Origin of the sequence: Actinomadura sp. GC306, from assembly GCF_004348665.1 — a bacterium.
In the GTDB taxonomy this organism is placed as follows: Bacteria; Actinomycetota; Actinomycetes; order Streptosporangiales; family Streptosporangiaceae; genus Spirillospora.
Genome location: NZ_SMKM01000073.1, coordinates 1 through 26,102 on the forward strand (window position 1 = coordinate 1; position 26,102 = coordinate 26,102).

Sequence of the window (26,102 nt, forward strand, 5' to 3'; positions counted from 1 at the left end):
GCCCCGGACCCCTCTTTACCGGCCTTGGCGCCCGCAGCGGACTCCGCCGCCGGGGTTTCGGTCATTTCCGTGGCGTCGCTCATGGTGTGTCCTCCGCGAGCCTCCGGGGCGCTCTCCGGCGCGCTCATGCTCTTTCCACCGCCGCTCGTCCGAAGAGGCCCTGGGGGCGCAGCAGGAGGACGATGAGGATGATGGCCAGCGGGACGCCGATCTTCAGGTCGGATCCGATGAAGTCCACGTAGGAGCCGGCCAGCGTCTCGGCCACGCCGACGATCAGGCCGCCGACCACCGCGCCCAGCGGGCTGTCGAAGCCGCCGAGGGTGGCCGCGGCGAACGCGTAGATCAGGACGCCGCCCATCATGTTCGGCTCCAGGAACAGCAGCGGCGCGACGAGGACGCCCGACACGGCGCCGACCAGGGCGGCGAGGCCCCAGCCCAGCGCCAGCGTCCAGCCGACCCGGATGCCGACCAGCCGCGCCGAGTCGGGGTTCGTCGCGACCGCCCGCATCCCGAGACCGATCTTGGTGTAGCGGAACATCAGGTACAGCAGGCCCATCACGCCGCCCACCACGGCGAGGATGCCGAGCGTGGAGTAGGCGAGGCTGACGCCGCCGGCCTGGAGCGCGCCGCCGGGGAACGGGTTCGGGAAGTCCTTGATCAGGAACGTCCAGATCCAGCCGGCCGCGGCGTTGATGAAGATGAACAGGCCCACGGTCACGATCACGAGGGTCAGCTCGGGGGCGCCCTCCACCGGCCGGATGATCACCCGTTCGATGAGCATGCCGCCGACGAACGAGATCGCCAGCGTGAGCACCAGCGCGAGCCAGAACGGCAGGCCCGCGTCGATGAACGTCCACGCGATGTACGTCGCGAACATGGCCAGCTCGCCCTGCGCGAAGTTGACGATGCCGGTGAACTGGTAGATCAGCACGAGCGCCAGGGCCAGGCTCGCGTAGATCGCCCCGGCGCCCAGGCCGCCGACGAACTGCTGCACGAAGTCGGCCATGGCTAGATCCGGTATCCGAGATAGGACTGAGCGACCTGCTCGTCGGCCTTGATCTCGTCCGCCGACCCCGACAGCACGATCCGGCCGCTCTCCAGGACGTGCGCCTGGGCCGCGATGTCCAGGGCGAGATGGGCGTTCTGTTCCACGACGACCACGGTGGTCCGCTCCTCCTGGTTGATCGATCGGACGATGCCGAACAGCTCCCTGGTCACCATGGGCGCCAGGCCGAGGGACGGCTCGTCCAGCAGCAGGAGCCGGGGCCGCGACATCAGCGCCCGGCCGATCGCGAGCATCTGCTGCTCGCCGCCGCTGAGGCTGCCCGCCGCCTGCTTGACCCGCTCCTTCAGCACCGGGAAGTGGCCGTACACCCGGTCCAGGTCGGCCTGGATCCCGGCCCGGTCACGGCGCGCGTACGCGCCGAGCCGCAGGTTCTCCTCGACCGTCAGCGGCACGAAGGTGCCGCGCCCCTCGGGGACGTGCGCCACGCCGCGCCGCGCGACGGCGTCCGGCGCGCGGCCCGACAGCGGCGTCCCGGCGAGCCGGACCGAGCCGTGCCCGCGGACCATCCCGCACAGGGCCCGCAGCAGCGTCGTCTTGCCCGCGCCATTCGGCCCGAGGATCGCGCAGATCTCGCCCTCCCCGACCCGCAGGCTCACCCCGTGCAGCACCCGCACGGCGCCGTAGCCGGCGTGCAGGTCCTCCACCACCAGGAAGTCCCGGCCGTCACCGCCGCCCGCCCGGGGTACCTGCCGCTCCTCACTCACGCCGTGCTCCCCGCTCGCCCCCGGGACGCCCTCCGGCTCGCTCATGCGGTGCCCCCCGCTCGCCTCCGGGACGCCTTCCGGCGCCGCCTTCCCTCGTCGCTCCGGTCGCTCGTCCCTCGCTCCCTGCACTCCTCAGTCCAGGCGACGCCGCGCCCCTCCGGCTCGCTCATGCGGTGCCCCCCGCTCGCCTCCGGGACGCCTTCCGGCGCCGCCTTCCCTCGTCGCTCCGGTCGCTCGTCCCTCGCTCCCCGCGCTCCTCAGTCCAGGCGACGCCGCGCCCCTCCGGCGCGCTCATGCGGCGGTCCCCAGGTACGCCTCGATGACGGCGGGGTCGCGTTGGACCTCTTCGGGGGAGCCTTCGGCGATCTTCTTGCCGAAGTCCAGGCAGATGACCCGGTCGCAGGTGCCCATCACGAACCCCATGTGGTGCTCGACGACGATCACGGTGACGTCGAAGTCGGTGCGGATCGACTGGAGCCAGCCGGCGAACTCGTCGATCTCGCCGTGGCTGAGGCCGTTGACGGGCTCGTCCAGCAGCAGGAGCCGCGGCCGGGCCGCCAGCGCGCGGGCCAGCTCGACCCGCTTGAGGGTGCCGAACGGAAGCCCCGCGGCGGGGTGGTCGGCGACGGCGGACAGCTCCAGCCGCTTGAGCAGCTCGTCGGCCTCGTCGCGCAGCCGGCGCTCCTCGCCGCGGACGGACGGCAGCCGCACGCTCGCGCTGAAGAACCCGGCGCGGCCGTGGTGGTGGGCGCCGACCATGACGTTGTCCCGCACGGACATCCGCGTGAAGAGCCCGAGGTTCTGGAAGGTGCGGGCGATGCCGAGCGCCGCGATCTCGTGCGGCCGGACGGCGAGCAGGTCGCGGCCCTCGTAGGCGACGCTGCCCGCGTCGGCGTCGTAGCGGCGGGTCAGGCAGTTGAACAGCGTGGTCTTGCCGGCGCCGTTCGGCCCGATCAGCCCCACCATCTCGCCGCCGCGCACGTCGAAGCCGACACCGCCGAGCGCGGTGATGCCGCCGAAACGGACGGTAAGATCGTGAACCTCCAGCATCCGGCCTCCTGAGCGCGGGGTGCGTCGCCGGCGCCGGGCGCGAACCGCGGTCGCCGTAGAACGGTGTTCTGGAGCAGGGGCCCTCACCGTAAAATCCGCCGCTCAGCGCGCACATTGGGCACGGGAACCCAAGATGTGCAGCGGGAGTTGTCCGCACCGAACAGCGTCCGTCTCGGACGTGTCACGGACCGTTGACGCTGGGGTGATAGGCGGCAATCATCCGGACATGTCCGCTGCATTCAGCACGGGAACGCTCAGCGATGCGGAGAAACTCCGTACCGAACGCGCACGGATACTCACCGAACTGCTCGGCGCGGTCGACGAACTGGCGGACAGGGCCGTCGAGACCATGCGGAGGGAGATCCCCGCCTACGAGGCGCGGGGCCCGGAGTTCCGCGCCGACGTGCGGGAGCAGGTGGGACGCCACTACCGCACCAAGCTGGCCGTCCTCATGGAGGAGCGCACGGTCACCTCCGAGGACATCGCCTTCACGCGGCGGGCGTCGATGCGCCGCGCCCGGTCCGGCTTCGACCTGGCCGACTACATCAACGCCTTCCGGGTCGGGCAGCAGGTGTTCTGGGAGGCGGTGGTCGAGCACGCCGGCCGCTCCTACGCCGGGCACGAGGCGGCGCTGTCGATGGCGTCCCCGCTGATGCGGTACTGCGACTTCGCCAGCACCCACGCCGCGAACGCGTACGCGGAGTACCAGCGGTACACCGCCGCGGAGAGCGTCCGGGAGAGCCGCGACCTGGTGGAGCTGCTGCTCGCCGGCGAGGCCCCCACCCGCGGGCCGCAGCTCGCGACCGCGCAGGCGTACGGCCTCAACCCCGACTCGCGCGCCCCGCTGGTCGTGGTGGCGGCCGTCCTGGTCGGCGCGGACGTGGAGACCGACGCCCGGCACGCCGCGTGCTCGGCCATCGCCCGGTCCGGGATCGGCAAGCACCGCACGCTCGCGGTCGTCCGGCAGTCGGAGATCGTGGCGGTACCGGCGCTCGGCCCCGGCGGCGACCCGGAGCGGCTGTGCGCCCGGCTCCAGGCCGTCCGGGAGAACCTCCTCGCCGAGGGCATCGCGCTGGCGATGGGCATCAGCACCGTGGTGGACGGCATGGCGGAGGTCCCGCGCGCCTACCAGGAGGCGCGGGGCGTCCTGCAGTTCCTGCCCGAGGACGGCGGTTTAGCGGCGCTGCCGCGCATCTCCCCGTTCGAGTACATGGCGCTGCGGGCCGACGACACCGCCCGGCACCTGGTCGACCCGCGGGTCAGCGACCTGCTCGCGGAGGACCGGATGCGCGGCGGGGTGCTGACCGCGACGATCCGCGCGTTCGCCGCCGCCGACCTGAACCTGCGCGCCGCCGCCGAGCGGCTGCAGATCCACCACAACACCGCCCAGTACCGGCTGCGCCGCATCCAGGAGCGGACCGGGCGCAACCTCCGGCACTTCACCGATCTCGTGGACCTGCTGGTCGCGATCGCCCTCCAGGACGTGTTGCCACCGCCCACCAATCCCGGGCGGGAAAGACTGGTCCCCGCGACCAATGAGCGGGACGGGGCCGCCGACGTACCGTCGGCCCATGAACCTCGCTGAGCGGCTCCACGCCGCGGCCGCCGGAAGGCTCGGCGGGCGGACGGTTCTGACGCTCGACCGGGAGGAGCTCAGCTTCCGGGCGCTGGAGATGCTGAGCGCGCGGCTGGGCACGCTGCTGCGGCGGCGCGGGATCCGGCCGGGCGACCGGGTCGCGGTGCTGCTGCCGAACGTGCCCGAGTTCGCCGTCGTCTACTACGGCGTGCTGCGGATCGGCGCGGTGGTCGTCCCCCTCGACCCGCTGCTGAAGCAGCGCGAGATCGCCGCCTACCTCGACGACAGCGCGGCCCGGCTGGTGATCGCCTGGCACGCGTACGCCGAGACCGTCGAGGCGGGGACGGCCGGCACGCGCGCCGACTACATGTTCGTGGTGCCCGGCGAGTTCCGCAGGCTGCTGCGCACGTTCCAGCCCGACCACGCCCTCGCCGGCCGGGCCGCGGACGACACCGCGGTGATCCTCTACAGCGCCGGGACGACGGGCCGGGCCAAGGGCATCGAGCTGACCCACGCCAACCTCGGCGGCAACGCGGAGACGACGGCGCGGATGCTCGCGCTCGGGGTGGACGACGTCGTCCTCGGGGCCCTGCCGCTCTACCACGCGTTCGGCCAGACGTGCGCGCTGAACGCCACCGTCCACGCGGGCGCGCGGCTCACCCTGCTGCCGCGGTTCGAGGCCGGCCGCGCGCTGGAGGTCGTCCGGCGGGACGGCGTGACGGTGTTCCCGGGCGTCCCGGCGATGTACATCGCGCTGCTCGACCAGCCCGGCGTGTCGGACCTGTCGCTGCTGCGGGTGTGCGTGTCGGGCGGCGCGGCGCTGCCGCTGGACGTCCTGCGCGCCTACGAGACGCGGTACGGCTGCCGGATCATCGAGGGCTACGGGCTGTCGGAGACGTCGCCGCTGGCGGCGTCCAACCGGGGCGGCGCCGGCCGCCGGCCCGGGTCGATCGGGCGGCCGGTCCAGGGGGTCGAGATGCGGGTCGTCGGCGAGGACGGCCGCGAGTCGCCGCGCGGCGAGATCGGCGAGATCGTCGTGCGCGGGCCCAATGTCATGAAGGGGTACTGGAACGACCCGGAGGCGACCGCGGACGCGATCCGGGACGGCTGGTTCCACACCGGCGACCTCGGCCGCGTGGACGCCGACGGGTTCTTCCACCTGGTCGGCCGCAGCCGCGACGTGATCATCCGGGCGGGGTACACGGTGTACCCGCGGGAGGTCGAGGAGGTCCTGTACGAGCATCCCGCGGTGCGCCAGGCCGCCGTCGTCGGGTTCCCGCACCCCGAGGTCGGCGAGGAGATCGCGGCGGTGGTGGCACTGCGCGCCCCGGCGAGCGAGGACGAGTTACGGCTGTGGGTGCGCGGGCGCGTGGCCGCGTACAAGTACCCGCGGCGGGTCCGGTTCGTGGACGAGCTGCCGACCACCCCCACCGGCAAGATCCTGAAGCGGGCCCTGCCGCCCCTGAACCCCCCGGCCGACGAACCACCCAGCACGGCGACCACCACCGGACCGACAACCCGTTGACTTGCGGCGTGTTGTTGTTATCCGGGCTCCCATAACAACAACACGCCGCAAGTCAACGGGTGGGCCTTCGTGGGCGGTGCGCCGGTGGCCGCTACCGGTCTTGGACGATCATGAGCGGGCGGCGGTGGGGACGAGTAGGGCAGCCTAGGGCGTTTCAGGCGGCAGGAGGCCGGAGATGGGCGTGACGTTCAACCCCTACGACTTTCACGAGGTCGACGCGGACCCGTACCCGGTGTACGCGCGGCTGCGCGAGGAGGCACCGGTCCACCGCAACGAGGACATGGACTTCTGGGCGCTGTCCAGGCACGCCGACGTCCTCGCCGCGTTCCGCGACGCGGCCCGGTTCTCCAGCGCCAACGGGCCGCTGCTGGAGCAGCGGTCCTGGGGGCCGCAGGCGCGCAAGGCCATGTCGTTCATCGCGATGGACCCGCCCGAGCACACCCGGATGCGCCGGCTGGTGTCCCGCGCGTTCACGCCCCGGCGGATCGCGGAGCTGGAGGGCCGCATCCGCGAGATCGCCCGGCGGCACGTCTCGGCGGCGCTGGAGCGCGCGGAGTTCGACCTGATCGCCGACGTCGCCGCGCCGGTGCCCACCGACGTCATCTCCGAGCTGGCCGGCGTCCCGGAGGCCGACCGCGCCGAGCTGCGCCGGCTCGGCGACGCCGCCATGCACCGGGAGCCGGGGACGCAGGAGATCAGCCAGGAGGGCGCCACCGCGGTCCTGGAGCTCGTCGGGCACTTCGCGGAGCTCGTGGCCGACCGGCGCCGGCGGCGGCGCGACGACCTCACGTCCGCGCTGCTCGACGCCGCCGTCGACGAGGAGCCGCTGACCGACGAGGAGATCATCGCGTTCCTGCACCTGCTGGTCGGGGCGGGCAACGAGACGACCACCAACCTCATCGGCAACGCCGTCTACTGGGCGTGGCGGCACCCGGCGCAGCGGGCCGCGGCCTTCGGGGGCCGGATCGCCGAGTGGGTCGAGGAGACGCAGCGCTACGACACCGCGGCGCCGGTCCAGCTGCGCACCCTCACCGAGGACGTCGAGCTGCACGGGACGCGCATGCCGGCCGGCGCGCGGGTCATGCTGCTGCCCGGCGCGGCCAACCGGGACCCGCGGGTCTTCGACCGGCCGGAGGAGTACGACCTGGGCCGCGACACCAGTGAGCTGGTGAGCTTCGGCAGCGGCCCGCACTTCTGCCTCGGCGCCGCGCTGGCCCGGCTCGAAGCGCGGACGGTGCTGGCGGAGCTGGTGGAGCGGGTGGCCGGCTACGACCTGGACCCGGCGGCCGGATCGCGCCGGCGGTCCATCTACGTCCGGGGGTTCGCGTCCCTGCCCATGACGGTCACGCCCCGCTGACGGGGGCGCCGGTCAGGGTTTGCGGGCCACCGCGGCGAGCCAGACGTTGCGCAGATCCTCGCGGATGCGCGAGGGTTTCGGCGCGTGCCATTCCGAAATGCACGCCAGCCCCGGTTCCACGAGTTCCATGCCTTCAAAGAACCGTTCGATGTCGCGACGGGTCCTCGGGTGCATCGGAGCATTGCTCTTCGCGTAGACGTCCATTCCCAAGCGGTTGTCCTCGGGCCTGGTCCGCCGCACCTCTTCGTCGGTGATGTGGGAAATGACGAGATGGCTGCCGGGGCACATCGCGTCGGTGAGCACGCGCACCGCCGCGTGCGGATCGTCGTCGTCGGGAATGAAATGCAGGACGCCGGTGACGAGCACGCACAGCGGCTCGTCGAGGTCGATCAGGCGGCGGGTCTCGTGGTGCGCCAGGATGCGCTCCGGGTGCCGCAGGTCCTCCGGGACGACCGCGACCGCGCCGGGGTCGTCGGTGAGCAGCGCGCGGGCGTGGGCGCAGACCGTGGGGTCGTTGTCGACGTACACCACGCGCGAGCCCGGTGTGTGCCGGTGGGCGATCTGGTGGACGTTCTCCATCGTGGGGAGGCCGGTGCCGACGTCGAGGAACTGGCGTATCCCGAGCCCGGCCACGAGCCGCACGGCGCGCCCGATGTACTCGCGGTGGTTGCGCGCGTAGAGCGGCGACAGCGGCTCCACCTCGGTCAGCCGGGCGGCGGCCTCCCGGTCGGCGGCGAAATTGTCCTTGCCGCCGAGCATGGCGTCATAGATCCGAGCGATGTTCGGGACGCCGGTGTCCAGGTTGAGTTGCACGACAGCTCCGTGATCCCGGAAGGGAAATGTCACAGTATCCCCAGCCGGAACACCGCTCCACCACAATACCGAAACGGCCCATTGCGGCCCGCGTGTTCAGGCGAAACGGCCCGGTGCGGCCGTCCCGGCTCCCTTGACCGAGCCGGGACCGCCGCGGGAACGTCCGCCACCCCGCCGGCGGACAGAACGCAGGATGAAGGTCCCATCGGATACCGGCCTCCGCCGGAGACGCGGGCCGCTAGGAGTAGACGTCGTCGGCCTCGTGCTCGCTGTCGCGCGACCGCCGCACGGTGAAGAACCCGATCAGCGCGGCGACGGCGGCGACGAGCTCCCCGGCCAGGCTGATCGTCTTGTCCGCGTACCACGACGGGTCGTACATCCGCGGGATCGGGCCGAGCTGCCCGAAGTCGACGAAGTAGTAGAGCAGCACGGCGCCGGCCGCGCTCGCGGCGACCAGGAACGCCAGCGCGTACGTCCACCTGCGCGCCCACACCAGTACGAGGACCGCCGCGACCGCGGCCGCGATCGCCTGCGCGTAGAAGAGGTCGTCCCCGGCGATGGTGCCGCTCGGGGAGTTGGGTCCCGGCGCCATGTCAGGCGCGAAACGCCAGTGGATGACGGCGTCCACCGCGAGTCCCGCGGCGACGAGTAGTCGAAGAACAATGCCCATACCCATGGCACGGCCATACCCGCTCCACGGATCAAAGCGCGGCGGATTTTCTCCGGATCCGGTCAACCGGGCCGCCGGGCCCGGACCCGGCGGTGGCTCCAGCCCAGGAGGGCGAACAGGATGAGGCCCGAGAGGATGAGGCCGAGGCCGGTGCTCCACCCGCTGAGCGGCAGGCGCCGCTCCACGATCCACAGGACGCCCGCGCCGAGCAGCACCAGGCCGGTGAGCACCGAGCCGGTGAGGCGCCACCACGAGGTCACGCTCTCCTCGGCCGCCTGGATCGCCCGCACCCGCACCGGCTCGACGAACCGCTCCACGGCCGGCAGCGCGCGGGCGAGGATCAGCAGGCCCGACAGGACGAGCAGCATCCCCGGGCCGGGCAGGACCAGCAGCGCGACCCCCGTCAGCAGCACACATCCGCCGAGGACGGCCAGCGCCCCGCGCGTGGCATGTCGGCCGTACCTGCGCACCATGCGCCTCCCCCCGTCGGCGTCCGCCGTCCGTAGGGGTCCACGTTACCGACGTCGCCGCGGCACAAGAAGATCTTGCACCCATCGGACGTCACCGGTGCGGGCCGGGCACGTGCGGCGTCCACCGGGAGGCGAGGCCGGGCGCCCGTACGTTCCCCGGAGGCTCAGACGGGGTACCGCGTGGCCTCGTCGACCTCCGTGCTCCCGGGGTCGGCGATCACCTGCGCTTTGGGCGGGACCTCCTGCTCGGCCACCAGGTCTTCCAGAGGGGTGCGGGGCGGCAGCGTCCGCCACCGGTCCGGGTCGCTCTTCCGTACCTGCCGCTCTTCGCTCATGAATTCATCATGCACGCCCGGCGGCTCTTCCGTACCGGGTGCCGGGATACGGACGGTCGCGCGCCGGAAAAAGGGGCGGCCCCGCCCCGGGGCGGGGGGCGGGGCCGCGGACCGCGCGGGACCGGGCGACGGTCACCCGCGCGGCGGGTCCGGGTGGAACGCCCGTCCCCGGCGGCCCTGTGGTCCACCGGGGACGGGCGGAATCAGTGCTTCACCGCCTTCTCGGCGCCCGCCCCGGTGAGGGAGCGGACCTCGATCTCGGCGTACTTCTCCGCGTTGTACTCCTTGCTGAGCACGGTGCCGATGAAGCCGCACAGGAAGCCGACCGGGATGGAGATGAGGCCCGGGTTCTGCAGCGGGAACCAGCTCCAGTCGGAGTCGGTGAACAGGGCCTTCTCGGAACCGGAGACGACCGGGGAGAAGATGACCAGGAACAGCGCCGCGCCGAGGCCGCCGTAGATGGCCGAGACGGCGCCCGTGGTGTTGAACCGCTTCCAGAACAGGCTGTACAGGATCGCGGGCAGGTTGCCGGACGCGGCGACCGCGAACGCCAGCGCGACCAGGAACGCCACGTTGAGCCGCTGGGCGTAGATGCCGAGGACGATCGACACGGCGCCGATGACCAGGGCGGAGATGCGGGCGACGCGGACCTCGTCCCGCTCGGTGGCCTTGCCCTTGCGGAACACGTGGGCGTACAGGTCGTGGGCGAACGAGGACGACGAGGCCAGCGTGAGGCCCGCCACGACCGCCAGGATGGTGGCGAACGCGACCGCGGCGATCACCGCCAGCAGGATCGTGCCGCCCGCGTCGCCGAACATGATCTGCCCGATCTTCTCGGCGAGCTGCGGTGCCGCGGTGTTGCCCGCCTCGTTGACCCGCGAGATCTCCTCGCTGCCGACCAGCGCGGCGGCGCCGAAGCCGAGCACGAGGGTGAACAGGTAGAAGGTGCCGATGAGCCCGATGCCCCACATGACGGACTTGCGGGCATCGCGGGCCGTCGGGACGGTGTAGAAGCGGATCAGGATGTGCGGCAGTCCCGCGGTGCCGAGCACGAGCGCGAGGCCGAGGCTGATCAGGTCGAGCTTGCCGCTGAGCCCCTGCTCCTCGGTGCCGTAGCGCAGCCCGGGCTCCAGGAACTTGTCGCTCTTGCCGCTCTCCTGCGCGGCCTCGTTCAGCAGGCTGGACAGGTTGAAGCCGAACTCGGTCAGCACCAGCAGCGTGACCAGCGCGGCGCCGGTCATCAGCAGCACGGCCTTGATGATCTGCACCCAGGTGGTGCCCTTCATCCCGCCGAACACCACGTAGACGATCATCAGGACGCCGACCAGCGCGATCGTGGCGCCCTTCGCGAACTCGCTGGTGAAGCCGAACAGCAGCGCCACCAGGGCGCCCGCGCCGACCATCTGCGCCAGCAGGTAGAAGATCGAGACGGTGATGGTGGAGACGCCGGCGGCGGTGCGGACCGGGCGCGGGCTCATCCGGAACGCCAGCACGTCCGCCATCGTGAACCGGCCCGAGTTCCGCAGCAGCTCGGCGACCAGCAGCAGCGCGACGAGCCACGCGACCAGGAACCCGATGGAGTACAGGAAACCGTCGTAGCCGTACAGGGCGATCAGCCCGGCGATGCCGAGGAACGACGCGGCGGACATGTAGTCGCCGCCGATCGCGAGGCCGTTCTGCACGCCGGAGAAGGACCGGCCGCCGGCGTAGAAGTCGGTGGCGTTCTTGGTGTTGCGGCTCGCCCACACGGTGACGGCCAGCGTGGCCGCCACGAAGGCGAGGAACAGCAGGATCGACAGGGTCTCGTTGCTCATCGGCCGTCCTCCGCGGTCCCGGCGCCCTGCGCCTCCTCCGCCTCGATGTCGCCGCGGATCTTGTCGGCGAGCGGGTCGAGGCGGCGCTCGGCGTGCCGCGAGTACAGGTACGCGATGCCGAACGTGGTCACGAACTGCAGCAGCCCGAAGACGAGCGCAACGTTGATCGCGCCGAACAGCTCGGTGCCCATGAAGCCGCGCGCCCACCCCGACAGCACGACGTACAGCAGGTACCAGGCGAGGAACGCGACGGTCATCGGGAATGCGAATCTGCGGAATCTGCGGCGGAGTTCCTGGAACTCCGCTGTGCCCTGGAACCGTTGGTAGACGGTGCCGGAGGCGTTCTCATCTATGGACACGACCGCCCCTCCTCTGTTGTGACGCCGGTCACGCGCCACCGTATGAACGTCCCGAGGACCGAGCGAGGGGACAGGCGCGGGGCTGCGGTCAGCCGCCGTTCATCGTCGGCGGTCTGCGCGCGTCGTCGGTGAGCGGTTCATCTGGCGCGATGAACGGTCACACCCGCTTCGGCCGCCAGGTCCCGCGGTCGACGGCGAGCGACTCCGGGGTGTGCAGGCGCACCATCATCCGCGCGACGCCGCGCGGCACCCGGCCCGGCGTGCACAGCGACACGACGATCATGGTGGCGAACGCGATCGGGACCGTCCACGCGGCGGGTTCGGCGAGCAGCGCCCCCGCGAGCCCCGCCGGCGGCCCGGCGGCGATCGTCACGATCACCGCGGTGCCCGCCAGCGTCCCGCCGGCGATGAGCCCGGCGAGCGCGCCCGGGACGGTCAGCCGCCGCCACCAGACGCCGAGGACGAGCAGCGGGCAGAACGTGGACGCCGCGACGGCGAACGCGAGCCCGACGACGTCCGCGACGGGCAGCGCGCGGGCCGCGATGGCCAGCGCCAGCGGGACGACGAGGGCGAGCAGCGTCCCGGCCCGGAACGAGCGCACCCCGCCGCGCAGGATGTCCTGCGCGATCACCCCGGCGACGGACACGGTGATCCCGGACGAGGTGGACAGGAACGCCGCGACCGCGCCGCCGGTCACCAGCGCGCCGAGCAGGTCCCCGCCGACCCCGCCGATGAGGCGGCCGGGCAGGGTGAGCACGACGGCGTCGGCCCGCCCGGTCATCAGCAGCTCGGGCGTGTAGAGGCGGCCGAGCGCCCCGTACACGGCCGGGAGCAGGTAGAAGGCGCCGAGCAGCGACAGCACCAGCACGGTGGTGCGCCGCGCGGCCCGCCCGTCGGGGTTGGTGTAGAAGCGGACGAGGACGTGCGGGAGCCCCATCGTCCCGAGGAACGTCGCGAGGATCAGCGAGTACGTGGCGTAGAGGGAGTGGGGGTGGCCGTCCAGCGGCATCGCCCACTGGCGGTCGGTGCTGGCGGGCCGGTCGCTGACGTGCGGCACGTCCGCCCCGGCCGGGAAGGTGACGGACGTGTTCTGCGCGATGTGGTGCCGCCCGGGGCCCAGGACGACCGTGGAGCCGGCGTAGGTCTGGCCGTCCACCCGCCCGTCCACGACGACCTGGACGGGGTCGGCGACGTCGACGGTGACGCCGAGGCCGACGGAGACGGTGGTGCGGTCGGCGAACTGCGGCGGCGCGTCCTCGGCCAGGCCCGGCGCGCCGTCGTAGCGCCAGGCCAGCAGCAGGAACACCAGCGGGACGGCGAGCGCGGTGAGCTTCATCCAGTACTGGAACGCCTGGACGAGCGTGACGCTGCGCATGCCGCCGACCAGCACGTTCACCGCGACGACGACGGCGACGAGGACGCCGCCCGTCCACACCGGCGCGCCCGTCACCGTCCGCAGCACGAGCCCGGCCGACTGGAACTGCGGCAGCAGGTACAGCCAGCTGATCAGCACGACGAGGATGCTGGCGACGCGGCGCACCGCCATCGACTCCAGCCGCGCCTCGGCGAAGTCGGGCAGCGTGTACGCGCCGGAGCGGCGCAGCGGCGCCGACACGAGCACGAGCAGGATGAGGTAGCCGCCCGTCCAGCCGACGGGCAGCCACAGCATGTCGGCGCCGTAGGCGAGGATCAGCCCGGCGATGCCGAGGAACGACGCGGCCGACAGGTACTCGCCGCCGATCGCCGACGCGTTGCGCAGCGGCGTCACCGTGCGGGACGCCACGTAGAAGTCGGAGGTGGTGCGCGAGATCCGCCCGATCACGCCGATGAGGACGGTGGCGACGACGACCAGGAGCACCCCGGCGAGCCCGTACGCGGTGTTCATGGGGCGTCGTCGGACGGGGGCCGGTCGACGAGCTCGGCGAAGTCGTCCTCGTTGCGCTCGGCCTGCCGGACGTACCACCACCCGCAGGTGACGAACCACGGGTAGATCAGCCCGCCGAGCACCACCCACGGCAGCGGGATGCCGAGCACGGCCTTCTCGCTGACCTCGGGGAACACCGCGAACAGCAGCGGCAGCCCGATCACCACCGCGGCCAGCACGAGGCACAGTCCGACCGCGAGCCGCAGCTGGGCGCGCAGCAGCGACCGCATGTACGCCTCGCCGAGCCCGGTCTGCTCGTCGATCTCCCGCGTGACGGGGTAGCTGGGCCGGCGGACGGCGCGGGTCCGCGGCCCGGTCACCAGGACCCGGCCGGGTGCGATGCCGCGCGGCCGGTCGCTGGGGCCGCCGGATGGCGGCGCGTCGGCGGGGCCTGGGTCGGGACCGGCGCCCGCGGGTTCGTCGGCGCTCGGATGGCCGGGGCTCAGGGCGACCGCCTCGCCCTCCGCACGAGCAGGTCGCGCAGCTCGCGCACGTGCCTGCGGCTCACCGGCAGCTCGGTGTCGCCGACCAGGACGGTGCAGCGGCCCGAGTCCAGCCGCAGCTCCTTGATCGCCGACAGCGCGACCAGGTGGCTGCGGTGCACCCGGACGAACCCGGCACCGGTCCAGCGCTCGCTCAGCGCGGCCAGCGGGATGCGGACCAGGTGGCTGCCGGACGCCGTGTGCAGCCGCGCGTAGTCGCCCTGCGCCTCGACGTACTGCACCTCGGCAGGGGTGACGAACCGGGTCACGCCGCCGAGCTCGACGGGCATCGGCTCCGGCTCGGCGGGGTCGGCCTCGTCGTCCTCGGGCTCGTCGGTGGCCTCGATGACGCGCCGGATCGCCTCGTTCAGCCGCTCCGGCCGCACCGGCTTGAGGATGTAGTCGGTCGCCTTGATCTCGAACGCGTCCACGGCGTGGTTCTCGTACGCGGTGACGAAGACGATCTGCGGTGCGCGGGCGAACTGCGCGAGGACGCGGCCGAGCACGGTGCCGTCCAGGCCCGGCATCCGGATGTCGAGGAAGACCGCGGCGATGGGCCGTCCGTCGGCGAGCGCCCGGTCGAGCTTGCGCAGTGCCGCGGCGCCGTCCCGCGCGGTGTGGATCTCGCCGATCCGCGGATGGGCGTGCAGCAGGTGGACGAGGTCGTCCAGCGCGGGCGGCTCGTCGTCCACCGCGAGGACACGTAGGCCCACCACATCGTCCTTTCCCACGTCGCACGGACATTTCAGTCAAAGGACGCCTACCAGTCAAGGGTTATGAAGCGGTCACCCCCGGCCGGTACTTCGGAACACGCACGATCACCTTCGTGCCCGCGCCCGGGCCGGTCTCCACGGCGAGACCGTACTCCGGCCCGTACACCTGGCGCAGGCGGTCGTCCACGTTGGCGAGCCCGATCCCCGCCGAGTCGCCGTCGTCGGTCAGCGGGCGCACGTCGCCGGCGAGCAGCCGGCGGACCTCCTCGGGGTCCATGCCGATCCCGTCGTCCTCCACGCTGATCACGCAGTCGGACCCGGCGTCCTCGGCGACGATCGTGATCAGGCCGGGCTCCGACCGGTCCTGCAGCCCGTGCCGGACGGCGTTCTCCACCAGCGGCTGCAGGCACAGGAACGGCACGGCGACCGGCAGCACCTCGGGCGCGATCCGCAGCGTGACCCGCAGCTGCTCGCCGAACCGCGCCCGCTGGAGCAGCAGGTACCGGTCGATGGACCGCAGCTCCTCGGCGAGCGTCGTGAAGTCGCCGTGCCGCCGGAACGAGTAGCGGGTGAACCCGGCGAACTCCAGCAGCAGCTCCCGCGCCCGCTCGGGATCGGACCGGACGAAAGACGCGATGGTGGTCAGCGAGTTGTAGATGAAGTGCGGCGAGATCTGCGCCCGCAGCGCCCGCATCTCCGCCTCCATCAGCAGCGTCCGCGAATGGTCGAGCTCGGCCAGTTCGAGCTGCGCGTCCACCCACTGGGCGACCTCCTCGGCGGCGCGGATCAGCCCGGCGGGGGTGTCGTCCCCGTAGGCGGCGAGCGACCCGACGACGCGGTCGTCGGTGGCGAGCGGCACGACCACGACCCGCCGGATCGGGCAGTCGAGCAGGTCGCAGCCGACGTCGTGCACCTGGGTGCGGCCGTTCTCCAGCGTCACCTCGGCGTGCTCCAGCGCCGCCTCCGCGTGGTGCTCGTGCTCCCCGTCCCAGGCCAGCAGCCGCTCCCCGTCGGTGATCGCGAGCGCGGGGCAGTCCAGCAGCGCCCGCAGGTGCCGGGCGGCCTTCTGCGCGTCCTGCTCGGTCAGCCCCGCCCGGAACGCCGGGGCGGCGCGGGACGCGGTGTGCAGGGTCTCGAACGTCGCCCGCCGCGCGGGCCCGCCGAGGTCACCGCCCCGCCCCTGCTGCCGCCGCCACCACACGAGCGCCGGAATCCAGGTCACCAGCAAGGTCACGGCAACGGCGATGACGACGTTCATTCCGCAAATTTATGCCGATCACCGGACCAAAAGGTAAGTACACCTCAGTACATGTCCGATTTGGCGGGAAGGTCATGATCATGTCATTTTAGTCGGACCGACACCACGATCTTGGCCGCCGGCCCACCGCTCCCCCCGGGCCGATCCCGGTGCCGGGCCGGGCGCGCGGCGTCCGGCCCGCCAGGCGGGCCCGGCCGTGAGGAGTGTGCATGCGCCGCCGAAGCCTGGCCGTCCTGACCGCCGTGGGCCTCGCCCTACCGCTCGCCGTCGCGATCCAGTCCCCCGCCGCCGCCGACGAACTGTCCCTGTCGAACTTCCGGCTCCGCCCGAATTCCTACGGCACCGATCTGCGCGACCGCGCCGACGCCCTTCCGCTGGTGAAGGCGACCGTCACCGGCATCATGAACGACCTGAACCGGCAGGACGACGACACTCCGGTCACCGTCAACGGGGCGTGCGAGCCGGCCGCCGTGCAGTCCGGCAGCTCCGTGGACCTCGCCCGGAGCGTCTGCTTCAACGACGGCGACAACGGCACCGCCCAGTGGTACCCGCAGGGCGTCACCACGGTCGCCGACATGCAGGCCGACCAGGAGTGGGGCGACGGGTACAAGCCCGTCCTGGTCAGCTGGTACGACCACAACGACACCGCGGACGGGATGGTCAAGGGCGTCCGCATCAGCTTCATGAACCCCTACAGCGGCGCCTACCGGCACGTCCTGCTGGTGTACCCGAATGCCAACGGCGACTACGACACCGTCCGGGTCTCGCAGGACTCGTCGAACAGCAGCTACAACACCTCGCTCCACGCGGGCGGGATCCTCTGGTATGGCAACCACCTGTTCGTCGCCGACACCGCGCGCGGCTTCCGCATGTTCGACATGCGGCGCATCTTCGACCTGGGCGCGTCCGAGAACGGCACGACCGGCGGCGCGGACAAGGTCGGCCTGCACGGCGGCACGTACCACGGCTACGGGTACCGCTACGTGATGCCGCAGGTCGGCTCGTGGACCCGGACCGCCGCGACCGGCACCAAGTGCACCTCCTCGGACGGGTCGCCGCAGTTCTCGCACGTCTCCCTCGACCGCAGCGGCACCGACCACCTGGTCTCCGGCGAGTACTGCGCCGGGGACGAGGCCGTCAACGGCCGCGTCGCCGCGTGGCCCATCGCCGGCGCGTTCACCGCGAACGGCGAGCTGGTCACCGACCCGTCCTACCGGTGGAACGCCGACGCCGCCCACCGGCTGCCGGTCAGCAACGTCCAGGGCGCGACCCGGTTCAACGGCCGGTGGTACCTGAGCCGCAGCCGCGGCACCTCGACCGCCGGGACGTTCTACACGACCGAGCCGGCGACGTCGTCCACCACGACGCTCCAGGTCGCGAGCTCGCAGCAGCTCAGCATCGGCCCTGAGGACCTGGCGCACTGGCAGTCCGGCACGGACGCGTCGAACCCCGGCCTGGGCCAGTTCTGGACGGTGGCCGAGCACCCCGGCAAGCGCATGGTCTACGCCGTCCGCCCCTGACCGGATCCGTTGACTTGCGGCGTGTTGTTGTTATCCGGCCTTCCATAACAACAACACGCCGCAAGTCAACGAACTCTCCCGGGCGCACTTTGATCACCGCGAGTGGACGTGGGTGACAGCGGGGTGCCCGGAAGGCGACGAATTTCGCCCGGCCGCAGGGATCCGCACCCTTCTGACCCTGGCGTCCTCGGGCGGGGAGTCGTACCCTGGCCGCGAAGTTATTGGCGTAGCGCCAATAGTGTCGCGCGAGGAGGACCGGGATGAGCATCTACGAGTCGATCGGTGGAGAAGAGGCCCTGACGGTTGTGGTGGACGACCTCTACCGGCGAATCCTCGCCGACGACGTACTGAACCCCTACTTCGTCGGCCTCAACGTCAACAAGGTGAAGGGGCGCCAGGTCGAGTTCTTCGGCCAGGCGCTGGGCGGGCCGATGGTCTACCAGGGCCGGGCGATGAAGGACGTCCACCTCGGGCTCGGCATCGAGCAGGACCACTTCGACCGGGTCGCGGACCACCTCGGGGAGGCCCTCCTCGCGGCGGGCGTCCCCAAGGAGATCATCGGCGAGATCGCCGCCATCGTCCTGCCGCTCGCCGACCAGATCGTGGCCGGCCGGATCACCACGGAGACCGCGGAGACCGCCGCAGCGGAGTGAGCGTCCGGGCGCGCCCGCCGGGGCGACGGCGAGCGCGCCTCATGACGTCAGGGCAGCTTCAACTCCTCGGCCAGCGCGTCGTAGTGGAGGTCGCCGTCGCCGTAGGCCAGTGACGCGGCCATCGCGTGGCGCGAGAACAGGTGCAGGTCGTGCTCGTGGGTGAAGCCGATCGCGCCGTGCACCTGGTGGCCGAGCGCGCACACCCGCTCGTACGCCTCGCTCACCCACGCCTTCGCCATCGACACCTCCTCGGTCGCCTCGCGGTCCACCGACAGGAGCCAGATGGCCTCGTAGGCGATGAAGCGGGAGCCGAGCACGTCGATCGACATGTCGGCGCAGTGGTGCTGCACCGCCTGGAACGACCCGATCGGCCTGCCGAACTGCTCCCGTTCCGTCGCGTACTCCACCGTCATGTCGAGGACGCGCTGCGCCGCGCCCACCATCTCGGCGCAGGTCGCCGCCGCGCCGAACAGCGAGATGGCGCGGGCGGCGTCCGGGCTCAGGGCGGCCTCGGCCGGGACGCGGACGTCCGCCAGCCCGACATGGCAGGGCCGGTCCCAGCCGACGGTGCCCAGCGGGTCGAGCGTCGCCGCCGAGGCGTCCACCCAGAACGCGCGGGGCTCGCCGTCCAGATCCGCCGCCACGAGGATGTGCTCGGCCGAAGCGGCGAACGGCACGAACGTCGCGGTGCCGTTCAGGACGTAGCCGTTGCCGTCGCGGGCGGCCACCGGCCCCTCCCCGGGACGGTCCCAGGGCAGGGGCGCGGCGGTCACGATCCGGCCCTCGGAGATCGCGGCGAGCCACCGCTCCTTCTGCGCGGGCGTGCCGAACCGCGCCACCGGCATCCCGCAGGCCGCGACCGACGTCAGCAGCGGGCTCGGGACCTGCGCGTAGCCGAGCTGCTCGAACAGTAGCGCCACGTCCAGGAAGTCGCCGCCGACACCGCCGTGCTCCTCGGGGAACGCCAGGCCCGGCCAGCCGAGCTCGACCATCTCCTTCCACAGCGCGGGCGAGTGGCCGGCGGGGTCGCCGTCCATCGCCCGCGCCCCGGCCACCGGCCCCCGCGCCTCCAGCAGCTCGCGCGCGGTATCGGCGATGAGCTCCTGATCCTCGGTACGCCCCAGGTTCATGACTGCGGCGGGATCTTGTCGGAGCGGACCCACACGCCCGGCCGCTCCTCCCAGAACAGCTGGACGAGCACGCCGCCGGTGTGCTTCGGATGGATGAACGTGTGCTTCCAGGCGGCGCCGTCGGTGACGCCCTCCTCGTCGTCGAACGTCGGGATCTCGTGCCGCTCGCACGCCGCGAGCGCCGCGTCCCAGTCGGCCACCTCGAACGTGACGTGGTGGGCGCCGGGGCCGCTGCGCTCCAGGAACCGGTCGATGAACGAGTCCTCCCCGCGGCCGGTGATGACCTCCCAGCAGATCGACGAGCCGGGGATGTTCAGCACCAGGTCGGCCATGTCGGGGTGCTCGTCGTCGGGCGTCCGCCACACCTGCACGAACCCGGCGAGGTCGCGGTACCAGCGGGCCAGCTCGTCGCGGTCGTGGAACGCCTGGCAGACGTGGTCGAGCGCCACGATCCCGAGCGAGGAGCCGTCGAGCGCAGCTCGTCCGTTGAATGGCGGTGGGTGGGGGCTGGAGGACGGGCCTTCCGAATCGGACGGTTCCACGGCGTTGTCGCCCGAGTCGCCGCACATGTCCAGGCTGCCGGGGCCGCGCAGCCGGAACAGGACGCCGGGGCCGTGCTCGGGCGGGCTCAGCGACGCCTCCAGCCAGGCTCCGCCCGGCCCCTCGGCGGGCTTGATGCCGCGCGACTCCAGCTCGGCCCGCGCCGCCCCCAGGTCGGGGACCTCGGCGCCGACGTGGTGCAGCCCGGGACGGCCGTTGTGCTCGTCCAGCCAGGTCTGCAGCGGCGAGCCGTCGCCGGACGGCGCGACCACCTCCCACGCCTGCCCCCGGCTCCCGGGGATCTCCAGCCGGGCGCCGCGCACGCCCTCGGCGGGGTTGTCCCAGCTCCGGACGCGCCGGAACCCGAACAGCCCCTCCAGCAGCCCGACCTGCGCGTCGAGGTCGGTCGCCACCTGCGCGACATGATCGATGCGGTAGATCTGCACGGGTCCTCCTAGCTCGGGTGGGGCTCGATCCAGTCGTAGCCGTAGGTGACGAGTTCCTTGACGAGGCGCAGGTTGTAGCGGTTCATCGCCGCGATCCGCTCGGCCAGCTCACCGACCCGCTTGTCGAACTCGTCCGCCGGGTACACGTCGTTGACCAGGCCGAGCCGCAGCGCCCGGTCGGCGTCGATGCGGGCGCCGGTGAACAGCAGCTCCTTCGCGCGGGCCTTGCCGATCCGCTCCGGCAGCCGCTTCACCCCGCCCCAGCCGGGCGCGGACCCGCCGAACTCGGGCTGGTCGGGGTCGCCGTCCTCGGTCATCTTCGGCCGGTACGGCGGACGCGCCGACAGGGTGATCTCGACGAGCCCCATCTTCGCGTTGTCCGAGGCCACGATGAAGTCGGCGGCGAGCGCCAGCTCCAGGCCCCCGCCGACCGCGTAGCCGTGCACGGCCGCGATCACCGGGACCGACGTCCGCTCCATCATCGCGAACGTCTTCTCGCCCAGCCGGCCCTGCTCGACCCGCTCGCGCGGCGTCAGCTTCTCCGACCAGGCCAGGTCCATCCCGGCGCAGAACGCGCGCTCGCCGGCGCCGCGCAGCACCACGACGCAGACGTCCTCGTCGTCGTCGACGCGGGTGAAGATGTCGCGCAGCTCCGCCATCGTCGTCGGCGTCAGCGCGTTGAGCTTGTCCGGCCGGTTCAGCGTCAGCCAGGCGACCCTCTCCTCGATTCGCAGGTCGACGGTCTCGTAGGCGTTCTCGTCGGGCATACGGATTCGCTCCTCCTCGGTCGGACGGGTCCGGGTTCAGCCGCGGGGCAGGTGCAGCCCCCGGGTGGCGATGACGTTGCGCTGGATCTCGGTGGTGCCGCCGAGGAAGGTGGAGGCCACCGAGTCCCGGCGCATGTGCGTGAACAGGGCGCCGAGCGGCGCGTCCGCGCGCTCCCACAGGGCGGCGGACCGCCCGAACGCCCGCGCGCCGGTCCGCGCGATCCGCTGGTGCAGCTCGGCGCCGAACAGCTGGTTGATGGACGCCTCGAAGTCGGGCTCCTCGCCCGCCGCCTGCCGCGACACCGTGTAGCGCGCCAGGTTGTACAGCACGCGGATCTCGGTCCGCCGGCGCGCGATCTCCTGGCGCAGCGCCGGGCTCGTCCGGGCGAACCGCGCGCCCTCCGGCGACCGCAGGTAGCCGACCAGTTCGGCGAGCGCCTGCTCGTACTTGATCGTGGCGCCGATCCCGGCCCGCTCGAAGCCGAGCGCGGACATCGCGACGTACCAGCCGCGGTTCTCCTCGCCGACGCGGTCCGCCACCGGCACCCGGACGCCCTCGAAGAAGATCTCGCAGAACGGCTCCGCGCCCCGGATGTCGGTGATGGGACGGACCGTCACCCCCGGCGCGTCCGACGGGATCAGCAGGAAGGTGATCCCGCGGTGCGGCCGCTCGGCATCGGGGTCGGTGCGCACTAGGACGAACAGCCAGTCGGCGTACTGGCCGAGGGACGTCCACACCTTCTGGCCGTCCACCACGTACTCGTCGCCGTCGCGCACGGCGCGGGTCCGCAGCGACGCCAGGTCGGAGCCGGAGCCCGGCTCGGAGAACCCCTGCGCCCACGTCGCCTCGCCCTTGGCGATGGCGGGCAGGTGCCTGGCCTTCTGCTCCTCCGTGCCGTGCACCAGCAGCGTCGGGCCGAGGAGGAACGCGCCGATGCCGTTCACCGTCGGCACCCGCGCCCGCATCATCTCCTCGTGCAGGATGAACTCCTCCATGGCCGACAGGCCCGCGCCGCCGTACTCGCGCGGCCAGTGCGGCGCGATCCAGCCCCGCTCGGCCAGGGCCGCCGCCCACGCCCGCGCGCCCTCGCGGCGCCCCGGGTCGCCGGCGACGCGGTCGACGGGCCAGTTGTAGCCCGCGACGTCCTCCGGTTCCAGGCTCTGCTCCTCCTCGCCCGCCGGACGGTACGACGCGGGGAACCGCTCCTCGATGAACGCCCGCGCCTCCGCCCGGAACGCGGCCTCCTCGGGCGTGTCGTCCCAGTTCACCGGCCCTCCGCCTCCCGGTCCCAGGTGGTGTCGGTGATGCCGTTGTCGCCCTGTGCCCGCAGCTTGTACTTGGCGACCTTGTCGGTCGGCGTGCGCGGCAGCGCGTCGATGAACTCGACGTAGCGCGGCACCATCGAGCGCGGCAGCCGCTCCTCGCAGTAGGCGATCAGCTCCGCGGGTTCCATGCCGGTGTCCGGCTGCACCACGATCGACACCTTGATGTCCTCGTCCTCCAGCTCCGAGGGCACGCCGATGGCGGCGCACTCCAGCACCGCCGGATGCTGGTTGATCTCGGTCTCCAGGTCGAAGGCCGAGATGTTCTCACCACGCCGGCGGATCGCGTCCTTCATCCGGTCAAGGAAGTAGAAGTAGCCGTCGTCATCGCGCCATACCCGGTCTCCGGTGTGGAACCACATGTTCCGGAAGCAGCGGGTGGTCGCCTCCCAGTTGCCGTAGTACCCGGTCGTCAGGACGAACGGCTGCTTCGGCCGCAGCACCAGCTCGCCCGGCTCCCCCGGGCCCACCTCCCGGTCGTACTCGTCCACCACCGCGACCTGGAACCGCTCCTCGTGGGCCCGGCCGCACGAACCCGTCCGCCACTCCCCGTACGGGCTGCCCGTCGCGATGCCCGCCTCGGTGCTCGTATAGGTCTCCACCGACCGGACCCCGAAACGCTCCCGCAGCGGCTCGTCCAGGCTGGACTTGCCCATGTAGAACGTCTCCAGCCGGTGGTCGCGGTCCCGCGGCGTCGGCGGCCGGTTCAGCAGGATCGGGATCATCGAGAACACGCTCATGCAGACCTGGGCGTCGAAGCGGCGCACGTCGTCCCAGAACCGGGACGCGCTGAACCGCTCCACGATCGCGATCGAGCCGCCGCCGAGGAGCGCGGAGAGCATCCCGTCCCACAGCGCGGCGGCGTGGAACAGCGGCAGCGGGCAGTAGATCGTCTTGCCCCACCGGTCGAGGAAGTCCAGCGAGTCGTAGGCGCAGGTCAGCGCCAGCGCGTGCGGGACCATCGCGCCCTTGGACGGCCCGGTCGTCCCGGACGTGTACATGATCGCCTGCATGTCGGAGAACCGCACCGGGACCTCGACGCGCCCGTCGCCGTCCTCCGGCAGGGCCGACAGCTCCCGCGCGGGCTTGCCGAGCCGGTCGAGCAGGATCCCGTGTTCGGCGGCGTCCCGCACGACGACCCCGCCCAGCTTCGGCAGCCGGTCCGCGATCTCGGTGAGCCGCTCCGCGTAGGGACCGTCGATGAGGAGCCAGTTCGAGTCGGAGCTGTCCAGGACGTGCCGGAGCAGCTCTCCCCGGTAGGCGATGTTGATCGGCACGGCGACCGCGCCGAGCCGCGCCAGCGCGAACACGAGATGCACGAAGTCGGCGCAGTTGGGCAGCATCAGCCCCACGTGGTCGCCGCGCCCGATCCCGGCGCCGGCCAGCCTGCGCGCCATCCGGTCGGCGGCGGCGTCGACCTCGCCGTAGGTGACCTCGCCGTCCCGGAACTTGAGAAACGTCTGCCTTCGGTGAGCCTGCGCCTGCGACCGGAGAACGTCCCCCAGGACGAAGCTCTCCAGCATCTCCTTGCGCATCCGGACCTCCGCTTTCGCTGCGTGCGTCGTCGTAGGTGGCGTGCGTCGTGGTAGGTGGCCTGGGTCGGTGAACGGTGTTTCGGTCAGGTGCGGCCGGCCCGCAGCGATCCGCAACCGGACATTGCCTTAATCAGAGGAACACGAAACCCTATATGCGGCAATAGTGGCTGAAAGGGAACATCTCTGTTCTAGTAGTGACACAACTACACAGAAGCGACCAATGTAACCGAGGCCACACCCTCCGCTCTTCCCGGTTTCGGCCCCTCGACGCCACCCCGGCCCACCCGACCGAAACCCGGGCCACCGGCGAGTCGTGCGCTGTAACCGCCGGTCGAGAACGAATTACTCCCGCGTGGATGTGACATGTGGTTCTTTGGGCACGATCTAGGGTCATGGAGGAGATCAAGTCCCCGCCAGGCGGGACCGATGACGGCGGTTTCCCGGTCACCACGGACAAGCGGAAGGGACGGGCGCGCACCGACTGGATCGTCTACGGCTGCACCGCGCTGCTGACCGTCGCCTTCGTCGTCTGGGGCACCGTCTGGACCGACAACCTCAGCTCGACGGCGCAGTCCGCGCTGGACTGGCTCCTCGCGAACGTGGGCTGGCTCCTCGTCCTCGCCGCGACCGGATTCGTGATCTTCTCGCTGTGGCTGGCGTTCAGCAAGTACGGCCGCATCCCGCTCGGCCGCGACGAGGACGAGCCCGAGTTCCGCACCGTGTCCTGGGTCGCGATGATGTTCAGCGCGGGCATGGGCATCGGGCTGATGTTCTTCGGCGCCGCCGAGCCCCTGATGCACTACGTCGAGCCGCCCCCCGGCACCGACCCGGCGCAGAGCGAGCCCGCGATCGAGACCGCGATGGCGACCACCATGTTCCACTGGACGCTGCACCCGTGGTCGATCTACGCCGTCCTCGGGCTGGCGATCGGGTACGGGCACTACCGCCGCGGCCGCACCCAGCTCGTCAGCGCCGCGTTCGCCCCGCTGTTCGGCCGCCGCCGCGCCGAGGGCCCGGCCGGCAAGCTCATCGACAGCCTGGCGCTGTTCGCGACCCTGTTCGGCTCGGCCGCGTCCCTCGGCATCGGCGCCCTACAGATTCGCACCGGCATGCAGGAGGCGGGCTGGATCGAGACCCTCGGCACCACGGTCCTCGTGCTCATCATCGTGGTCCTGACGATCTGCTTCATCGCCTCCGCCGTCTCCGGCATCGCCCGCGGCATCCAGTGGCTGTCCAACACGAACATGGTGCTGGCGGCCGTGCTCGCCCTGTTCGTGTTCGTGGCGGGCCCGACCGTGTTCATCCTCGAACTGCTGCCGACCTCGATCGGCGTCTACATCCAGGACTTCGGCGAGATGGCCTCCCGCTCGGGCGCCACCGGCGGCGAGGAGATGGACACCTACCTGTCGAGCTGGACGATCTTCTACTGGGCGTGGTGGATCTCCTGGTCGCCGTTCGTGGGCATGTTCCTGGCCCGGATCAGCCGCGGCCGCACCATCCGCCAGTTCGTCGCCGGCGTGATCATCGTCCCGAGCGTGGTCAGCCTGGTCTGGTTCGCGATCTTCGGCGGCGCCGCGATCTCCCAGCAGCGCGAGGGCCGCGACCCCTACGGCTCGGGCTCCGAGGAGGAGATCACCTTCAACATGCTGGGCAACCTCCCCTGGGCGGCGATCACCGCGATCCTGGTGATGCTCCTGGTCGCCATCTTCTTCGTGTCCGGCGCCGACGCCGCGTCGGTCGTGATGGGCACCCTCTCCCAGCACGGCTCGACGAACCCGTCCCGCTGGATCGTCATCTTCTGGGGCGCCATGACCGGCGCCGTCGCCGCGATCATGCTCGTGATCGGCGGCGACGAGGCGTTGACCGGCATCCAGAACATCACCTTCATCGGCGCGCTGCCGTTCACCCTCGTCCTGATCGTGCTCTGCTTCTCGCTGGCCAAGGACGTCCGGAGCGATCCGATGATGCAACTCCAGCACAAGGGCGCCGAGGTTCTGGAGGAGGCCGTGGTGGCCGGCACCGAACGCCACCGCGGCGAATTCGAACTCGTCACCAAACCCTCGACCGAAGAC

Annotated in this window: 24 protein-coding genes; 6 read left to right on the forward strand and 18 right to left on the reverse strand. The window is 71.8% G+C overall.

All coding sequences use genetic code 11. The features are described 5' to 3' along the window. Positions 1-124 precede the first annotated feature (124 nt). The 3 genes from E1200_RS13230 to E1200_RS13240 form a co-directional block, all read right to left on the reverse strand. Positions 125-1,006 carry a branched-chain amino acid ABC transporter permease gene (locus tag E1200_RS13230; protein WP_131952170.1) on the reverse strand — a complete coding sequence of 294 codons (882 nt, stop codon included), beginning with the start codon at positions 1,004-1,006 and terminating at the stop codon, positions 125-127. Positions 1,007-1,008: 2 nt separating this feature from the next. After that, positions 1,009-1,815 (reverse strand): ABC transporter ATP-binding protein, encoded by an 807-nt coding sequence (locus E1200_RS13235; RefSeq protein ID WP_131952171.1) that lies wholly within the window; start codon positions 1,813-1,815, stop codon positions 1,009-1,011. 246 nt (positions 1,816-2,061) lie between these two features. Beyond that, the gene (locus E1200_RS13240) at positions 2,062-2,820 is read right to left on the reverse strand and encodes an ABC transporter ATP-binding protein (RefSeq protein ID WP_131952172.1); all 759 of its coding nucleotides are present in this window, start codon (positions 2,818-2,820) and stop codon (positions 2,062-2,064) included. A 226-nt stretch (positions 2,821-3,046) separates the two neighbouring features. Between E1200_RS13240 and E1200_RS13245 the strand changes: the two genes are divergently transcribed. The 3 genes from E1200_RS13245 (at position 3,047) to E1200_RS13255 (ending at position 7,278) form a co-directional block, all read left to right on the forward strand. After that, a complete protein-coding gene (locus tag E1200_RS13245; protein WP_131952173.1) occupies positions 3,047-4,405 on the forward strand; it encodes a helix-turn-helix domain-containing protein in 1,359 nt (452 codons plus the stop codon). Then, positions 4,392-5,921 (forward strand): long-chain fatty acid--CoA ligase, encoded by a 1,530-nt coding sequence (locus tag E1200_RS13250; protein ID WP_131952174.1) that lies wholly within the window; start codon positions 4,392-4,394, stop codon positions 5,919-5,921. The genes E1200_RS13245 and E1200_RS13250 overlap by 14 nt, the downstream gene beginning before the upstream one ends. A gap of 175 nt (positions 5,922-6,096) precedes the next feature. Then, the gene (locus E1200_RS13255) at positions 6,097-7,278 is read left to right on the forward strand and encodes a cytochrome P450 (RefSeq protein ID WP_131952175.1); all 1,182 of its coding nucleotides are present in this window, start codon (positions 6,097-6,099) and stop codon (positions 7,276-7,278) included. Between the two features lie 12 nt (positions 7,279-7,290). Here E1200_RS13255 and E1200_RS13260 read toward each other — a convergent pair whose 3' ends face one another. The 10 genes from E1200_RS13260 to E1200_RS13300 form a co-directional block, all read right to left on the reverse strand. Continuing rightward, complete coding sequence (locus tag E1200_RS13260; RefSeq protein WP_165950302.1) at positions 7,291-8,091, reverse strand: SAM-dependent methyltransferase; 801 nt, start codon at positions 8,089-8,091, stop codon at positions 7,291-7,293. 238 nt (positions 8,092-8,329) lie between these two features. Continuing rightward, positions 8,330-8,767, reverse strand: a complete 438-nt coding sequence (locus tag E1200_RS13265) for a hypothetical protein (RefSeq protein WP_131952177.1) — start codon at positions 8,765-8,767, stop codon at positions 8,330-8,332. 56 nt (positions 8,768-8,823) lie between these two features. Next, on the reverse strand, positions 8,824-9,234 hold the full coding sequence (locus tag E1200_RS13270) for a PGPGW domain-containing protein (protein WP_131952178.1): 411 nt from the start codon (positions 9,232-9,234) through the stop codon (positions 8,824-8,826). Between the two features lie 161 nt (positions 9,235-9,395). After that, positions 9,396-9,566, reverse strand: coding sequence for a hypothetical protein (locus E1200_RS33685; protein ID WP_165950303.1), 171 nt, complete (start codon positions 9,564-9,566; stop codon positions 9,396-9,398). 203 nt (positions 9,567-9,769) lie between these two features. Beyond that, the gene (locus E1200_RS13275; RefSeq protein WP_131952179.1) at positions 9,770-11,380 is read right to left on the reverse strand and encodes a cation acetate symporter; all 1,611 of its coding nucleotides are present in this window, start codon (positions 11,378-11,380) and stop codon (positions 9,770-9,772) included. Continuing rightward, positions 11,377-11,739, reverse strand: a complete 363-nt coding sequence (locus tag E1200_RS13280; protein ID WP_131952180.1) for a DUF485 domain-containing protein — start codon at positions 11,737-11,739, stop codon at positions 11,377-11,379. Before E1200_RS13280 ends, E1200_RS13275 begins: the two co-directional genes overlap by 4 nt. Positions 11,740-11,896: 157 nt before the next feature. Continuing rightward, a complete protein-coding gene (locus E1200_RS13285) occupies positions 11,897-13,624 on the reverse strand; it encodes a cation acetate symporter (RefSeq protein WP_131952181.1) in 1,728 nt (575 codons plus the stop codon). Continuing rightward, positions 13,621-13,983 carry a hypothetical protein gene (locus tag E1200_RS13290; RefSeq protein WP_243708535.1) on the reverse strand — a complete coding sequence of 121 codons (363 nt, stop codon included), beginning with the start codon at positions 13,981-13,983 and terminating at the stop codon, positions 13,621-13,623. Before E1200_RS13290 ends, E1200_RS13285 begins: the two co-directional genes overlap by 4 nt. Positions 13,984-14,105: 122 nt before the next feature. After that, positions 14,106-14,861: a LytTR family DNA-binding domain-containing protein gene (locus tag E1200_RS13295; protein ID WP_131952191.1), complete on the reverse strand. Its 756-nt coding sequence runs from the start codon at positions 14,859-14,861 to the stop codon at positions 14,106-14,108. A 58-nt stretch (positions 14,862-14,919) separates the two neighbouring features. Further along, complete coding sequence (locus tag E1200_RS13300) at positions 14,920-16,116, reverse strand: histidine kinase (RefSeq protein ID WP_131952182.1); 1,197 nt, start codon at positions 16,114-16,116, stop codon at positions 14,920-14,922. Positions 16,117-16,325: 209 nt separating this feature from the next. On the opposite strand from E1200_RS13300, the gene E1200_RS13305 reads away from it, so the two are divergent. After that, complete coding sequence (locus E1200_RS13305; protein WP_207933331.1) at positions 16,326-17,636, forward strand: hypothetical protein; 1,311 nt, start codon at positions 16,326-16,328, stop codon at positions 17,634-17,636. A 260-nt stretch (positions 17,637-17,896) separates the two neighbouring features. Continuing rightward, on the forward strand, positions 17,897-18,289 hold the full coding sequence (locus E1200_RS13310) for a group 1 truncated hemoglobin (RefSeq protein WP_131952183.1): 393 nt from the start codon (positions 17,897-17,899) through the stop codon (positions 18,287-18,289). Positions 18,290-18,336: 47 nt separating this feature from the next. Here the strand turns inward: E1200_RS13310 and E1200_RS13315 are convergent, their stop codons facing one another. Genes E1200_RS13315 through E1200_RS13335 form a run of 5 tightly spaced genes read right to left on the reverse strand, consistent with a single transcriptional unit; the run spans position 18,337 to position 24,030 of the window. Then, positions 18,337-19,419, reverse strand: coding sequence for an acyl-CoA dehydrogenase family protein (locus E1200_RS13315; protein ID WP_131952184.1), 1,083 nt, complete (start codon positions 19,417-19,419; stop codon positions 18,337-18,339). Next, positions 19,416-20,405 carry a VOC family protein gene (locus E1200_RS13320; RefSeq protein WP_131952185.1) on the reverse strand — a complete coding sequence of 330 codons (990 nt, stop codon included), beginning with the start codon at positions 20,403-20,405 and terminating at the stop codon, positions 19,416-19,418. The genes E1200_RS13315 and E1200_RS13320 overlap by 4 nt, the downstream gene beginning before the upstream one ends. 8 nt (positions 20,406-20,413) lie before the next feature. Next, a complete protein-coding gene (locus E1200_RS13325) occupies positions 20,414-21,172 on the reverse strand; it encodes an enoyl-CoA hydratase/isomerase family protein (RefSeq protein ID WP_131952186.1) in 759 nt (252 codons plus the stop codon). Between the two features lie 36 nt (positions 21,173-21,208). Next, entirely contained in the window at positions 21,209-22,441 is a 1,233-nt protein-coding gene (locus tag E1200_RS13330) for an acyl-CoA dehydrogenase family protein (RefSeq protein ID WP_131952187.1), read from the reverse strand. Continuing rightward, positions 22,438-24,030: an AMP-binding protein gene (locus E1200_RS13335; RefSeq protein ID WP_131952188.1), complete on the reverse strand. Its 1,593-nt coding sequence runs from the start codon at positions 24,028-24,030 to the stop codon at positions 22,438-22,440. Before E1200_RS13335 ends, E1200_RS13330 begins: the two co-directional genes overlap by 4 nt. 392 nt (positions 24,031-24,422) lie before the next feature. Between E1200_RS13335 and E1200_RS13340 the strand changes: the two genes are divergently transcribed. Continuing rightward, a partial coding sequence (locus E1200_RS13340; protein WP_131952189.1) for a BCCT family transporter occupies positions 24,423-26,102 on the forward strand: 1,680 nt, incomplete at its 3' end.